Origin of the sequence: Pseudomonas sp. P8_229, assembly GCF_034008635.1 — a bacterium.
GTDB lineage: Bacteria > Pseudomonadota > Gammaproteobacteria > Pseudomonadales > Pseudomonadaceae > Aquipseudomonas.
The window spans coordinates 2,871,917-2,886,014 of the sequence record NZ_CP125378.1 but is presented as its reverse complement, the minus strand read 5'-3'; the positions used below and the strand labels follow the sequence as shown (position 1 = coordinate 2,886,014).

The following is a 14,098-nucleotide window of genomic DNA, read 5'->3' as shown; positions in this document are numbered from 1 at the left end:
TCGACCGCGTTCTCATGGGAGAACGGCGATTAAATGTGTGGGGCTTGCTCGCGAAGGCTATCTGTAAAACGACATCATTCCAAAGGGCCGATCAGGCGTCGCCCTTGATCTCCTGATAACGCTTCTCCAGCTCCTGGCGAATCTGCCGGCGCTGCTGGGCCTGCATGTAGCGGCGCTTGTCTTCGCTGTTCTGCGGTTGCAGCGGTGGCACCGAAGCCGGTTTGCGTTGGTCATCCACCGCGACCATGGTGAAGAAGCAGCTGTTGGTATGGCGCACCGAGCGCTCGCGGATGTTTTCGGTCACCACTTTGATGCCGACTTCCATCGAGGTGTTGCCGGTGTAGTTGACCGACGCGAGGAAGGTCACCAGTTCGCCGACATGGATCGGCTCGCGGAAAATCACCTGATCCACCGACAGCGTCACCACGTATCGGCCGGCATAGCGGCTCGCGCAGGCGTAGGCCACTTCGTCGAGGTATTTGAGCAGGGTACCGCCGTGGACATTGCCAGAGAAGTTGGCCATGTCGGGGGTCATCAGTACCGTCATCGACAGTTGGGCGTTTCCGGGTTCCATAACGTTCTCACGGATCAAGGCTGGATGGCTGGAAGCACCTCTGCGGGTGCCTGGTCGCTTTTTCAAAAGCACCGTTATCGGGACGCCAGGCGACTGGCTGCCGTCACGCCGGGATCGATCTGTTTCCTTATATTGCACCGCCTTTCAGCTGGAAGTCGCGGTGTTAACCTGCAAAAGGCCCTGCCCAAGGGCAATTCCCACACGAAAAGCGGATTTTTTACCTGGCGCGCTCAGACCTTTCTGATGTCTGACGGCGGGTCACGTCATACAAGGAGCCCACACCATGCATGCCATCAGCTTTATTCAGGACCTGGCAGTGATCATGTTGGTCGCAGGTGTGGTCACCGTGCTGTTTCACCGCTTCAAGCAGCCGGTGGTGCTCGGCTACATCGTCGCCGGTTTCATCATCGGCCCGCATACCCCGCCGTTCGGCCTGATCCACGACGAAGAAACCATCAAGACCCTCGCCGAGCTGGGGGTGATCTTCCTGATGTTCTGCCTCGGGCTGGAATTCAGCCTGCGCAAGTTGTTCAAGGTCGGCGCCACGGCGTTTATCGCGGCGTTCCTCGAAATTGTGCTGATGATCTGGATTGGGTACGAAATCGGCCGCTGGTTCGACTGGAACACCATGGATTCGCTGTTCCTCGGCGCGATCCTGGCCATTTCCTCGACCACCATCATCGTCAAGGCGCTCAACGACCTGAAGATGAAGAACGAACGCTTTGCCCAGCTGATCTTCGGCGTACTGATCGTCGAGGACATCCTCGGCATCGGCATCATCGCCTTGCTGTCGAGCATTGCCGTCAGCGGTACGGTCAGCTCGGGCGAAGTGTTTTCCACGGTTGGCAAGCTGTCGCTTTTCATGATCGTCGCGCTGGTGGTCGGCATTCTGCTGGTGCCGCGCCTGTTGGCGTACGTCGCCAAATTCGAAAGCAACGAAATGCTGCTGATCACCGTGCTGGGCCTGTGTTTCGGCTTCTGCCTGCTGGTGGTCAAGCTCGAGTACAGCATGGTGCTCGGCGCCTTCCTGATCGGCGCAATCATGGCCGAGTCGCGGCAATTGCTGAAAATCGAGCGCTTGATCGAGCCGGTTCGCGACCTGTTCAGTGCGATCTTCTTCGTAGCGATCGGCCTGATGCTCGATCCGATGATCCTGCTGCAATACGCATGGCCGATTGCCGTGATTACCGTGGCTGTGGTGCTCGGCAAGATGTTGTCCTGTGGCCTCGGTGCCTTTATCGCCGGCAATGACGGACGCACCTCATTGCGCGTCGGGATGGGGCTGTCACAAATTGGCGAATTTTCCTTCATCATCGCTGCGCTCGGGATGACGCTGCAGGTCACCAGTAACTTCCTGTATCCGGTGGCGGTGGCAGTTTCGGTGATCACCACGCTGCTGACGCCGTACCTGATTCGCGCGGCCGACCCCCTGTCGATCAAGCTCTCTGCCGCAGTGCCCAAGCGTCTCGGGCGGGTGTTCGGTATGTATGGCGAATGGCTGCGCAGCATCCAGCCGCAAGGCGAGGGCGCGATGCTGGCGGCGATGATCCGGCGGATCCTGCTGCAGGTCGGGGTCAACCTGGCGCTGGTGATCGCGATTTTCTTCAGCGGTGCGTTCTTTGCCGGACGGCTGTCGGTGTGGATGCAGAATTGGATCGGCGATCCGAGCTGGCAGAAGGCATTGATCTGGGGCGGGGCGTTGCTGCTGTCGTTGCCGTTTCTGATCGCCGCCTATCGCAAGCTCAAGGCACTGTCGATGCTGCTGGCGGAGATGGGCGTGAAGCCGGAGATGGCCGGGCGGCACACCCAGCGAGTGCGGCGGGTGATTTCCGAGGTGATCCCGATTCTCTCGCTGCTGGTGATCTTTCTGCTGTTGGCAGCCTTGTCGGCCAGTATTTTACCGACCAACAAGTTGCTGGTGCTGATCGCCGTGGTCGCGGCCGCCGTGGCGGCGCTGCTCTGGCGCTGGTTCATCCGGGTGCACACGCGGATGCAGGTGGCCCTGCTGGAAACTCTCGACAACCACAAGGAGTCGTCGGGGCACTGATGATTGCCCGGGGAGTCTGGCCGATCAGCTTTCCAGCCAGACGTCCCGCGCCCAGTGCCACACCGACTCCCAGGATTCTTCGGTGATCAGCTCTTCTTCGCCCGACCACAGCACCACGGTGCCGTCTTCTTCGACGCAGTAGTAGTTGTCGCCGTCCTGGCAAATCGGGATCAGGTCACGCGGTACGCCGATGTCCCACGCATTGGCTGCGACATCCGGCAAATAGGTGTGCGATTGCGGGTCGGTGACAGTCACCGGCTCGAGGCTGCCGTAAACCACGTCGCTGACGGTCAGCAGAAACTCTTTGAAGACGAACGGGATGTTGATGAAGAGTTCTTCTTCTACCTCCACCAACTGGTCTTCGTCAGGCAACTCCAGTGGAACCGGTACGGGTTCGTTGGCTTCGCGCAGTTGTTCGATGATTTCTTCCACGTCCGGGATCCTCTTGCTTGAATGGCGCGGTTTATATGGGCCGGTTTATACAGTAGCTCGCTATAGATGCAACTGCGAAATAGAAAACCCCAGCCGAGGCTGGGGTTTTTATTACCACATGCGTAGCGCCGAGGGATCAGCCGTTCTGGCGGATACCGGCCACCAGCCAAGGCTGGTTGTCGCCCTGCGGACGTTCCATGTTCCAGCTTTCGCTGAACACTTCGCCCTGGTCGAAACGCGAGGTCTTCGACACGCCGCTGAAGGTCAGGGTGGCGATGGTCTTGTCGGCACGATCATCCACGCCGTCCAGCTGCACTTGCAGGTTGTCGATGTAGGTCGACTGGAAGCCGTCGCCCAGGTCGGCACGCTCACGCTTGAGGAAGTCGAGCATCTGCGGGGTCACGAACTCGGCGATCTTGTCCATTTCGTTGGCGTCCCAGTGCTGCTGCAGCGACTGGAAGTGGCTGCGCGCGGCGGCAAGGAAGTTCTGTTCGTTGAACCAGGCTGGCGCGTTGATCACCGGACGAGCGGCAACCGGAGCGGCCGAACCACCGAAGATCGAACCCATGGCAGCAGGCTTCTGCTCGAACACCTCACGTTGCATCGGCGCGCCGGCCGGAGCCAGGTGCTCCTGCTGCTTGCGTCGACGAGCGGCGATGAAGCGGAAGATCACGAACGCGATCACGGCCATGATCAGGATGTCGAAGATCTGCATGCCCTGGAAGCCGCCGCCCATGAACATGGACGCGAGCAGGCCACCGGCGGCGATACCGGCCAGAGGGCCGAGCCATTTCGAAGCACCGCCGGCCTTGGCCGCAGCACCGGCAGCGCCGGCAGCACCAGCGGTCGCTGCAGCGCCGCCCATGCCTGGAGAAGAAGGAGCCATCTGGCTGGTCTGGTGCGTCGGCGCAGCGCCGGCGCTTTTGCCACCACCAAAGCGCTTGGCGTTGGCGTCGAGGCTCATCGTCAGGCCGATGCACAACGCCATGGCGATGCTAAGAAAACGTTTCATAAAGGGAATTCCCGTTTGTGGAGACACGCGCGCCATGTTGCACAGCTGAAGTGTTACTGGCTAGCGAGAGAGTGTTTCGGGCTTTTGCCTGACAGGTTACGTTCAGCTCGGTCGAGGCAATAGGGCCATGTACTTTTGTCTGTAGGAAAATTGGATAGGTTCAGTGAGAAATGGCTTAGCGACGAAACGCCAGCATCACCACACCGGCCGTGATCAGGCCGATGCCGCCCCATTGACGCAGGTCGAGTTTCTCATCCAGCAGAATCACGCCGAGCACCGCCACCAGTACCACGCTGAGCTTGTCCACTGGAGCGACCAGCGAGGCCGGGCCGACTTTCAGTGCGCGGAAGTAGCACAGCCACGATGCGCCGGTACCCAGGCCGGACAACAGCAGGAACAGATAGCTCTTGGCGGAAATCGATCCCAAGGACTGATATTGGCCCGTGGCGTACAAAATCAAGGCCAGGCTGACCAGTACCACGATGGTGCGCAGCAGGGTGGCGAAGTCGGAATTGACGTTTTCGATGCCGACTTTGGCGAAGATCGCGGTCAGCGCGGCGAAAGTCGCCGAGAGCAGGGCCCAAAATGTCCAGGAAGAAAAGAAGCCTGAGCCCATGAATTGCTCCTGTGTCGAATCGAGGTTTACACAAAACCCTGTGGGAGCGAGCCTGCTCGCGAAAGCTTCACTGCGGTTTATCAGATAAGCCGTGGTGATTTCATTCGCGAGCAGGCTCGCTCCCACAGAAACGCAAAACCAGTATTTAGATCGCTTCCAGCTTGGCGTAACCCAGCATCAGCCACTTGCTGCCTTCGCCGAAATTCACCTGCACCCGTGCCTGCGCGCCAGCACCTTCGAAGTTCAGGATCACGCCATCACCAAAGATCGAATGACGCACGGTCTGGCCAAGGCTGAAGCCAGTTTCCGGAATTTCGCTGCCGCTGAACAGGTTGCTGCCGCTCATCGACTGGTTGCCGCCGAACGGTCGGCTGACGCTGTTCGACAGGCGCACTTCCTGAATCAAGCCCTTCGGCACTTCACGTACGAAACGCGAGACCTTGTTGTAAGTTTCGCTGCCGTACAGGCGTCGGGTTTCAGCATAGGTCATCACCAGATTCTGCATCGCCCGGGTAATGCCGACATAAGCCAGACGCCGTTCTTCTTCGAGACGTCCCGGCTCTTCCAGGCTCATCTTGTGCGGGAACAGGCCTTCTTCCATGCCCACCAGGAACACGTAAGGGAATTCCAGGCCTTTGGCGCTGTGCAGGGTCATCAGCTGAATGCTGTCTTCGTGCTCATCGGCCTGCGTGTCGCCAGCTTCCAGCGAAGCGTGGCCGAGGAACGCCGCCAGTGGCGTCAGCTCTTCGTCTTCTTCAGTGTGCTCGAAGTTGCGCGCGGCGCTGACCAGTTCCTCAAGGTTTTCTACCCGGGCCTGGCCTTTCTCGCCTTTTTCCGCTTCGTGATAAGCGATCAAACCGGACTGCTCGATGACAGTTTGCGTCATCAAGTGCAGCGGCATTTCCATGCACTTGGCGGCGAGGTTTTCGATCAGTTCGATAAATGCACCCAAGGCACCTGCCGCGCGACCGGTCAGGCCTTTGTTGGCGACCAGTTGGCGCATCGCTTCCCACATCGACACATCGCTGTGGCGTGCATGGTCGCGGATCGCTTCGACGGTTTTCTCGCCAATGCCACGGGCCGGCACGTTGATCACCCGCTCCAGCGCCGCATCGTTGCCGCGACCTTCGAGCAAGCGCAGGTAGGCCATGGCGTTCTTGATTTCCGCGCGCTCGAAGAAGCGCTGGCCGCCATAGATGCGGTACGGAATGCGCTCGCGCAGCAAGGCTTCTTCGAGAACGCGCGATTGGGCGTTGGAGCGGTACAAAATCGCGATATCGCTGCGAGCGAGGCCGGTTTTCAGCGCGCTTTCGATGGTTTCGACAACGTAGCGTGCTTCGTCGTGTTCGTTGAACGCGGCATAGAGGTTGATCGCTTCGCCATCGCCGCCGTCGGTCCACAGCTCTTTACCCAGACGCCCGGTGTTGTTGGCGATCAGGGCGTTGGCGGCCTTGAGGATGCCGGCGGTGGAGCGGTAGTTCTGCTCCAGACGAATGGTCACCGAATCCGGGAAGTCGGACGAGTACTGATGAATGTTTTCGATTTTCGCGCCACGCCAGCCGTAAATCGACTGGTCGTCGTCGCCGACCACCATCAGGCTGTCGCCGCCCTTGCCCAGCAGACGCAACCAGGCGTACTGCACGGCGTTGGTGTCCTGGAACTCGTCCACCAGGATGTGTCGGAAGCGCTTCTGATAGTGCGCCAGCAGGCCTGGGTGATCGCGCCATAGATCGAGGGCGCGCAGCAGCAGCTCGGAAAAGTCGATGACGCCGGCGCGCTGGCAAGCGGCCTCGTAGGCCTCATAGATGCCGCGCATGGTGGCCAGGTACAAATCGCCGCTGGCCTGAATGTGTTGCGGACGCAGACCTTCGTCTTTCTGCCCGTTGATGAACCACTGGGCCTGACGGGCCGGCCAGCGTTGTTCGTCCAGCCCCAGCTCGCGGATCACCCGCTTGACCAGTCGTTGCTGGTCGTCGCTGTCGAGAATCTGGAACGTCTGGCTCAAGCCGGCTTCCTGCCAGTGCGCCCGCAGCAAGCGGTGCGCCAGGCCGTGGAAGGTGCCGACCCACATGCCGGCCGGGTTGATACCCAGCAACTGCTCGATGCGATGACGCATCTCGGCAGCGGCCTTGTTGGTGAAGGTCACCGACAGAATGGAGTGGGGCGAGGCGTTTTCGACCTGGATCAACCAGGCGATACGGTGCACCAGCACTCGGGTTTTACCGGAACCGGCACCGGCCAGGACCAACTGACGGCCAACGGGGGCTGCTACGGCCTGGCGTTGGGCATCGTTGAGGGAGTTCAGCAGAAGGGAGAGATCATCGCGCATCGGGGCATTCTAGGGTGCGCCGCAGGCCCGGGCAAACCGAGCTTTGCATTAGCCGATGAAAGTGCCGCCGATGACGACCGGTCGGTCACTGGCTACAGGCTTTGGCCCGCTTCGCTTTGCGGGTTTTGCCGGTGATCGTGCGGGGAAAAGTTTCGTTCAAATTATGATCTGGAGCAGTTTGGCAACAGGGTCGGCTTGTGTATGCTCCGTCCACGTTTCGGGCCCATGCTCACTCTTATAAGAACAAAAACATTGCAAAAGACCCTCAGCTCAGACCTGTCGGGCCCCTCTGTGGAACCCCGGGTCATCCGCAAGCATTACGCCACCGAAATGGCGGTTGAACGCACGCGCCTGCTGTATCAGGGCTCGCTGCTGCCCACGTTGTTCATGTTGGTCAATGGTCTGGTCTGCGCCGGTTTGCTCTGGAGTCCGCAGCGCTATTTCGTGGTCAGCATCTGGCTGATCTGGTTGTTGTCGCTGGTGGCGCTGCGGGTGATTCAGGTCGCCGCGTTCGATTCGGCGATCCCGGACCGTCAGGCCCAGCCGATCTGGTTCCGCATGTTCCTGCTCGGCTCGACCATGACCGGTCTGACTCTGGCCGGCGCCGGCATCGCGCTGGTGCCCGCCGACAACTTCATGCAGCAAGCCTGGGTGTTCGGCCTGATCGGCGCCGCGACCTTGTCCGCCAGCGTTGCGTACGCCGTCAGTCTGCCGGCGTTTCTGTCCTTTACCTTGCCGTGCCTGCTGCCGGCAATCGGTTACCTGTTCTGGGGCGGCGATGAACAGGCGCGGGGCTGGGGCTGGCTGGGGCTGATCCTGCTCGGCTCGCTGAGTGTGGTGGCGTGGCAGGTCAACCGGCTGATCGATCGCGGGCTGCTGCGGCGCTTCCAGAATCAGCACCTGATCGAGCATTTGCAGCAGGCGCAGAGCCGCAGCGAGCAGCTCAATCAGGCACTGGGCAAGGAGGTCGAGCAACGGCGCTGTGCCGAAGGTGCATTGCGTGAGGCGCAGGTTGAACTGGAGGACCGCGTGGCGCAGCGCAGCCGCGAACTGGACGTGGCCAATCAGGCGCTGAGCAAAAGCGAAGCCCGGCTGGCTCTGGCTTTGAAGGCCAGCGAGCTGGGACTGTGGGACTGGAACCTGCAAACCGACGAAGTCCATCACACGCAGATCCAGGAACTGTTCGGCCTCGCTCCGGAATACGTCACGGCGATCCTGCGCGACCTCAAGCCACGCCTGCACCCCGATGACGTGCCGTCGCTCAAGCAGGCGCTGATCGAGCACCTGAAGGGGCGCAGCGAGGACTATCAGATCGAATACCGCGTGCGTCATGGTGACGGCCATTGGGTGTGGATCGAGGACCGGGGGCGTGCAGTGGAGCGCAGTGACAGTGGGCGGGTGATCCGCATGGTCGGCACCCGGCGCGACATCAGCGCCAGCAAAAGCCTCGAGGAGCAGCAGCGTCTGGCCGCCACGGTGTTCGAAGCAGCCAGCGAAGGCATCGTTATTCTCGACCCGAACTATGCGCTGATCGCGATCAATCAGGCGTTCAGCCGTGTCACCGGTTATGACATCGAAGACATGCTCGGGCGCAATATCGTCGAACTGCCGTGCAGTCGTGACGCGCGGCGCCATTACGTCGCGATTCGTCACGCGCTGGAGCAGCACGGAAGCTGGCAAGGCGAGTTGGTGGAGGCCCGCAAGAACGGCGAGCTGTATCCGCAATGGCTGCAACTCAACGCGGTGCGCGACAGCCAGGGAAACGTCAGCCATATCGTCGGCTTCTTCGCCGACCTTTCGGCGCGGCGCGAATCAGAAGAGCGCATGCGCTTCCTGACGCACTACGATGAACTGACTGGGTTGGCCAACCGCTCGCTGTTCCGCGAGCGCCTGCACGAAGCTCATCAGCGTGTGCGTCAGGGCGGACGCCGCAGCCTGGCGTTGCTGCACATCAATCTGGATCGCTTCAAGTTGCTCAACGACAGCCTCGGCCACGAGGTGGCGGACCAACTGCTGCAGAAAATGGCCCGACGGCTGATCAACGCCTTGCCGGAAGCCGACACCATCGCCCGCCTGTCTGGCGATGAATTTGCCGTGCTGTTCGATGCCTATGGCAACCTGTCGAGTCTGGCGCGGGTCGCCACGCGGCTGTCGAGCAAGCTGCGCCTGCCGTTGATGGTCGAGGGGCATGAACTGGTAGTCAGCGCCTCAATGGGCATCAGCATGCTGCCGGACAACGCCCGGGAAATTTCCGCGCTGGTCAGCCAGTCGAACATGGCCATGCAACATGCCAAGCATTTGGGCGGCAACAATTTCCAGTTCTATACCGACAGCCTGCAGGCCAGCACCCTTGAGCGTTTGCAGTTGGAAAACCAGCTGCGCAAGGCCATCGAAGACAAGCAGCTGAAAGTGTTCTATCAACCAAAACTGTGCCTGCAAACCGGGCGCCTGAATGCGGCGGAAGCGCTGGTGCGCTGGGATCATCCGAGCATGGGCCGGGTGCCTCCGGGGGATTTTATTGGCCTGGCCGAGGAAACCGGACTGATTGGGCCGATCGGCGAATTCGTCCTGCGCCAGGCCTGTTGGCAGGCGTGTGAATGGCAGCGCCAGGGCCTGGCGCCAATCCGCGTGTCGGTGAACCTCTCGGTGCATCAACTGCGTCAGGGCAAACTGGTCAGCCTGGTGCGGCAGGTGCTGGACGAAACCGGGCTGGCCCCGCACTACCTGGAACTGGAACTCACCGAAAGCCAGTTGCTCGACAGCGTCGAACACATCATCGCCACCTTCCAGCAACTGCGCGATCTGGGGGTGAAGCTGGCGATCGACGATTTCGGTACCGGCTATTCGTCGCTGAGTTACCTCAAACGGATTCCGGTGGATTACGTGAAGATCGATCAGGCGTTCATTCGTGGACTGGGGCAGGGCAGTGAAGATGCGGCGATCACCCGGGCGATCATTGCCATGGCCCACGGGCTGTCATTGAAAGTGGTGGCCGAGGGGGTCGAGCGGCAGGAACAGCTGGAGTTTTTACGCGTCGAGCATTGCGATGAAGTGCAGGGCTATCTGATCAGTCGCCCCGTGGAGGCTGCCGCTCTGGCCGGGCTATTGCGCGAACAGGAAAAACCGTTTTAGGGGCTACATGCACCCCATCGCGCCTGATATGGGGACATGGAGTTACGCATTGAGCAGGCAAAAAGCCAATTCATGTAGTATAACTACAAGCGTGCTACATCCTTGCCCATAAGAAGAGTCCAGCCCCTTGAATCTGCTGCAACACATCGCCCAGTCACGTCACCTGTTACGCAAGTCGGAGCTCAAGGTCGCCGACCACGTGCTGCTTGACCCTGCGGCGGTGATGCACAGTTCCATGGCCGACCTGGCCCACAGCGTCGGCATCAGTGAGCCGACCATCGTGCGTTTTTGCCGGGCCATCGGCTGTTCCGGCTTTCAGGATCTCAAGCTCAAACTGGCGCAGAGCCTGGCCGCCGGTGCCAGCTTCGGCCAGTTCGCGATCCACGAAGACGACTCGGTCGCCGACTACAGCCTGAAGATATTCGACACCACGTTGCACACCTTGATGGAGGTTCGCGAGAAGCTCGACCCGGTGGAACTGCAGCGGGCGGTGACGCTGATGTCGCAGGCGCAGCGCGTCGAGTTCTACGGTTTCGGCGCGTCGGGCGCGGTGGCAGCGGATGCGCAGCACAAGTTCTTCCGTTTGCTGCTGACCGCGGCGGCCTACTCTGATCCGCACATGCAGGCGATGTCGGCGGTGACCTTGAAGCCGACCGACGTGGCGATCTGCATTTCCCAGTCCGGGCGCTCCAAGGATCTGCTGATCACCGCCAACCTCGTTCGCGAGAGCGGCGCTTCGCTGATCACTCTGTGCCCGAGCCAGACACCCTTGGCTGAACTGTCGACCGTCAATCTGGCAATCGATGTGCACGAAGACACCGAAATCTATACGCCGCTGACCTCGCGTATTGCGCATCTGGTGGTAATCGATGTGCTGGCGATGGGCGTGGCGATGGCGCGCGGGCCGAGTCTGGTCAATCACCTGAAAAGCGTGAAGCGCAGTTTGCGCAGCTTGCGGCTGTCGCCCAAGGCCGTGAAAGCCCTGGATGACTGAAGTCATCTAAGGTCGTTCCGACCTTAATCGCGAGCAGGCTCGCTCCCACAGTGGATCTTCTGTGAACACAAATTTTGTGTCACACCGAGATCAAATGTGGGAGCGAGCCTGCTCGCGAAGGCGTCCACAATGACCCGCACCATCCGCAAGTTTCATCGCACTGTCATCCCCGCGCAGCTAAACCGTCATCCCTTACGCCTATCGTGAAACTCCCGTACTCGCCTTGGGAGACTCGAAATGGCTCAGCCCTACGAAGAACGCAACAGCGCCGCGAAAACCCGTCGTCAACAGGAAGACCAGCGCCGCATGGAATTCCGTCGCGCGATCGAAGATCGCTTCGAACTCCGTCAGCTTCAGAGCGAAATCAGCGATTTCCCCGAGGACCTCGAACTCAACTACTGGCAAGCCGCTCCGGCAGCTTCCCGTCGAAGCGCTCAACCAGCGCGCTGATCTGCACTCGCTCGCTGCGGATAAACGCCAGGAAGGCGTGCGCCACCGGTGACAGCCGTTTGGCCTTGGCTTGCACCAGGCACCAACTGCGAAACAGCGGCAACTCCTCGACCGGCAGCTCGACCAGGCCGCCGGTCGCCAGCTCCAGGTTCAGGGCGTGGCGCGTCAACAGCGCCAGGCCCAGACCCGCCGCCACGCATTCGCGCTGAGCTTCGGCTGAGGCAACTTCCTGAGTCTGAGTGAAGTGCACGCGTTTCTCTTTGAAGTATTCCTCACAGGCCAGTCGCGTGCCCGAACCCGGTTCGCGGATCAGCAGCGTGTAGGGCTCAAGATCCTGCAGGCGCAGTGGCCCCATGTGCGCCAACGGATGATCCGGGCGCGCCACGGCGACAATCGGATTATTGAGAAATGGCAAAAACTCCAGGCCCATGTCCTGCGGCACCATCGACATGATCACCAGGTCGTCGCGGTTGTCCGAGAGCCGGCGAATCACCTGGCCACGGTTAACCACGGTCAGTTGCAGGTTGACTTCCGGGTGCTGGCGCTTGAAGGCGGCGAACAGGTGCGGCACGAAGTATTTGGCGCTGGACTCCACCGCCAGTTTCAATTGGCCTTGCAGCGAGCCCTGCATGTCCGACAGCTGCATGTCGAGGTTTTCCAGGCGGCCGAAGATGTCCCGGCTGGCCCGCTGGAGGGCTTCAGCAGCCTCGGTCATGTAGAGTTTTTTGCCGACGTAATCGAATAATGGCTGGCCGATCAGCTCTTCAAGCTGACGAATCTGTAGGCTGACGGCCGGTTGTGTGAGAGACATTTCGTCGGCTGCGCGGCTGTAGGAGCGCAAATCACACACTTCGTTGAAGATCTGCAATTGGCGTAATGTCATACGCATCAAGGACTTACGCATTTTTATGGGCTCTGACGGCGGGCTGATGGTTTAACTATAAGTCTTTGCTTATGCCTGACCCAATTTTTATTCATTTTTGTTAATCCCTTGCGAGGGCTAGTGTGGGGTCGCGACCAGATTGAAACATTTGGTCACGCGTCGACCTGGGTCTAGCAGGTCGTGGTGCCACCGGCTCAAGGGAATTTCCAAGTGATAAAAAAGATCCTGATCGCCAACCGTGGTGAGATTGCCGTACGAATCGTGCGGGCCTGCGCCGAGATGGGCATTCGCTCGGTTGCGATTTTTTCCGACGCCGACCGCCATGCCTTGCATGTGAAGCGTGCGGACGAAGCCCACAGCATCGGTGCCGAGCCACTGGCCGGTTACCTGAACCCGCGCAAGCTGGTGAACCTTGCGGTGGAAACCGGTTGCGATGCACTGCACCCAGGTTACGGCTTCCTTTCGGAAAACGCTGAGCTGGCAGACATCTGCGCCGAACGTGGCATCAAGTTCATCGGCCCGTCGGCAGAAGTCATTCGCCGCATGGGCGACAAGACCGAAGCCCGGCGCAGCATGATCAAGGCCGGCGTACCGGTCACCCCGGGCACCGAAGGCAACGTGTCGGGCATCGAAGAAGCACTGACCGAAGGCGACCGCATCGGTTACCCGGTCATGCTCAAGGCCACCTCCGGCGGTGGCGGTCGCGGCATCCGTCGTTGCAACAGCCGCGAAGAGCTCGAACAGAATTTCCCTCGGGTGATTTCCGAAGCGACCAAGGCTTTCGGTTCGGCCGAAGTGTTCCTGGAAAAATGCATCGTCAACCCGAAACACATCGAAGCGCAGATCCTCGGCGACAGCTTTGGCAACGTTGTGCACCTGTTCGAGCGTGACTGCTCGATCCAGCGTCGCAACCAGAAGCTGATCGAGATCGCCCCGAGCCCGCAACTGACCCCGGAACAGCGCGCCTACATCGGCGACCTGTCGGTGCGTGCGGCCAAGGCCGTGGGTTACGAGAACGCCGGCACCGTGGAGTTCCTGCTCGCCGAGGGCGAGGTGTACTTCATGGAGATGAACACCCGGGTGCAGGTGGAACACACCATCACCGAAGAAATCACCGGGATCGACATCGTTCGCGAACAGATCCGTATCGCCTCCGGCCTGCCGCTGTCGGTCAAACAGGAAGACATTCAGCACCGTGGTTTCGCGTTGCAGTTCCGCATCAACGCCGAAGACCCGAAGAACAACTTCCTGCCGAGCTTCGGCAAGATCACCCGTTACTACGCCCCCGGCGGTCCGGGCGTGCGCACCGACACGGCGATCTACACCGGTTACACGATTCCGCCGTTCTACGACTCGATGTGCCTGAAGCTGGTGGTCTGGGCGCTGACTTGGGAGGAAGCGATGGACCGTGGCCTGCGCGCCCTCGACGACATGCGTCTGCAAGGCGTGAAGACCACCGCCGCGTATTACCAGGAAATCCTGCGCAATCCGGAATTCCGTAGCGGCCAGTTCAATACCAGCTTCGTTGAAAGCCACCCAGAACTGACCAACTACTCGATCAAGCGCAAACCCGAAGAGCTGGCCCTGGCCATCGCCGCCGCCATCGCCGCCCACGCAGGCCTGTGAGGA

At 60.5% G+C, this 14,098-nt stretch carries 11 protein-coding genes; 5 read left to right on the top strand and 6 right to left on the bottom strand.

Going from position 1 to position 14,098, the window contains the following annotated elements:
- Positions 1-91 precede the first annotated feature (91 nt).
- Complete coding sequence (locus QMK55_RS13130; protein ID WP_007934430.1) at positions 92-574, bottom strand: acyl-CoA thioesterase; 483 nt, start codon at positions 572-574, stop codon at positions 92-94.
- 283 nt (positions 575-857) lie between these two features.
- Here QMK55_RS13130 and QMK55_RS13125 point away from each other — a divergent pair, with 283 nt between their 5' ends.
- Positions 858-2,621: a cation:proton antiporter gene (locus QMK55_RS13125; protein WP_320329324.1), complete on the top strand. Its 1,764-nt coding sequence runs from the start codon at positions 858-860 to the stop codon at positions 2,619-2,621.
- Between the two features lie 24 nt (positions 2,622-2,645).
- On the opposite strand, the gene QMK55_RS13120 is transcribed toward QMK55_RS13125, so the two are convergent.
- From QMK55_RS13120 to uvrD, 4 genes are all read right to left on the bottom strand, one after another.
- Positions 2,646-3,053, bottom strand: a complete 408-nt coding sequence (locus QMK55_RS13120; RefSeq protein ID WP_095113175.1) for an SMI1/KNR4 family protein — start codon at positions 3,051-3,053, stop codon at positions 2,646-2,648.
- Positions 3,054-3,189: 136 nt separating this feature from the next.
- The gene (locus QMK55_RS13115; RefSeq protein ID WP_102356656.1) at positions 3,190-4,065 is read right to left on the bottom strand and encodes a Tim44 domain-containing protein; all 876 of its coding nucleotides are present in this window, start codon (positions 4,063-4,065) and stop codon (positions 3,190-3,192) included.
- 175 nt (positions 4,066-4,240) lie between these two features.
- Positions 4,241-4,681: an EamA family transporter gene (locus tag QMK55_RS13110; protein ID WP_102356657.1), complete on the bottom strand. Its 441-nt coding sequence runs from the start codon at positions 4,679-4,681 to the stop codon at positions 4,241-4,243.
- A 145-nt stretch (positions 4,682-4,826) separates the two neighbouring features.
- A complete protein-coding gene (gene uvrD, locus QMK55_RS13105; protein ID WP_102356658.1) occupies positions 4,827-7,010 on the bottom strand; it encodes a DNA helicase II in 2,184 nt (727 codons plus the stop codon).
- Positions 7,011-7,211: 201 nt separating this feature from the next.
- Here uvrD and QMK55_RS13100 point away from each other — a divergent pair, with 201 nt between their 5' ends.
- The 3 genes from QMK55_RS13100 (at position 7,212) to QMK55_RS13090 (ending at position 11,586) form a co-directional block, all read left to right on the top strand.
- The gene (locus tag QMK55_RS13100) at positions 7,212-10,142 is read left to right on the top strand and encodes a putative bifunctional diguanylate cyclase/phosphodiesterase (protein ID WP_178082138.1); all 2,931 of its coding nucleotides are present in this window, start codon (positions 7,212-7,214) and stop codon (positions 10,140-10,142) included.
- A gap of 127 nt (positions 10,143-10,269) precedes the next feature.
- Positions 10,270-11,136, top strand: a complete 867-nt coding sequence (gene hexR / locus QMK55_RS13095) for a transcriptional regulator HexR (protein WP_007962240.1) — start codon at positions 10,270-10,272, stop codon at positions 11,134-11,136.
- A 237-nt stretch (positions 11,137-11,373) separates the two neighbouring features.
- On the top strand, positions 11,374-11,586 hold the full coding sequence (locus QMK55_RS13090) for a PA3496 family putative envelope integrity protein (protein ID WP_102356659.1): 213 nt from the start codon (positions 11,374-11,376) through the stop codon (positions 11,584-11,586).
- Here QMK55_RS13090 and QMK55_RS13085 read toward each other — a convergent pair.
- Positions 11,528-12,490 carry a LysR family transcriptional regulator gene (locus QMK55_RS13085; RefSeq protein ID WP_102356660.1) on the bottom strand — a complete coding sequence of 321 codons (963 nt, stop codon included), beginning with the start codon at positions 12,488-12,490 and terminating at the stop codon, positions 11,528-11,530. The two genes, QMK55_RS13090 and QMK55_RS13085, sit on opposite strands and share 59 nt — an antisense overlap.
- 189 nt (positions 12,491-12,679) lie before the next feature.
- Between QMK55_RS13085 and QMK55_RS13080 the strand changes: the two genes are divergently transcribed.
- Positions 12,680-14,095: an acetyl-CoA carboxylase biotin carboxylase subunit gene (locus QMK55_RS13080; protein WP_027610345.1), complete on the top strand. Its 1,416-nt coding sequence runs from the start codon at positions 12,680-12,682 to the stop codon at positions 14,093-14,095.
- The last annotated feature ends 3 nt before the right edge of the window (positions 14,096-14,098 follow it).

Bases quoted from the DNA above. Each gene is read 5' to 3' on its own strand.
- QMK55_RS13130 (WP_007934430.1), bottom strand. From the start codon at position 574: ATGGAACCCGGAAACGCCCAACTGTCGATGACGGTACTGATGACCCCC.
- QMK55_RS13125 (WP_320329324.1), top strand. From the start codon at position 858: ATGCATGCCATCAGCTTTATTCAGGACCTGGCAGTGATCATGTTGGTC.
- QMK55_RS13115 (WP_102356656.1), bottom strand. From the start codon at position 4,065: ATGAAACGTTTTCTTAGCATCGCCATGGCGTTGTGCATCGGCCTGACG.
- QMK55_RS13110 (WP_102356657.1), bottom strand. From the start codon at position 4,681: ATGGGCTCAGGCTTCTTTTCTTCCTGGACATTTTGGGCCCTGCTCTCG.
- uvrD (WP_102356658.1), bottom strand. From the start codon at position 7,010: ATGCGCGATGATCTCTCCCTTCTGCTGAACTCCCTCAACGATGCCCAA.
- QMK55_RS13100 (WP_178082138.1), top strand. From the start codon at position 7,212: ATGCTCCGTCCACGTTTCGGGCCCATGCTCACTCTTATAAGAACAAAA.
- QMK55_RS13090 (WP_102356659.1), top strand. From the start codon at position 11,374: ATGGCTCAGCCCTACGAAGAACGCAACAGCGCCGCGAAAACCCGTCGT.
- QMK55_RS13085 (WP_102356660.1), bottom strand. From the start codon at position 12,490: ATGCGTAAGTCCTTGATGCGTATGACATTACGCCAATTGCAGATCTTC.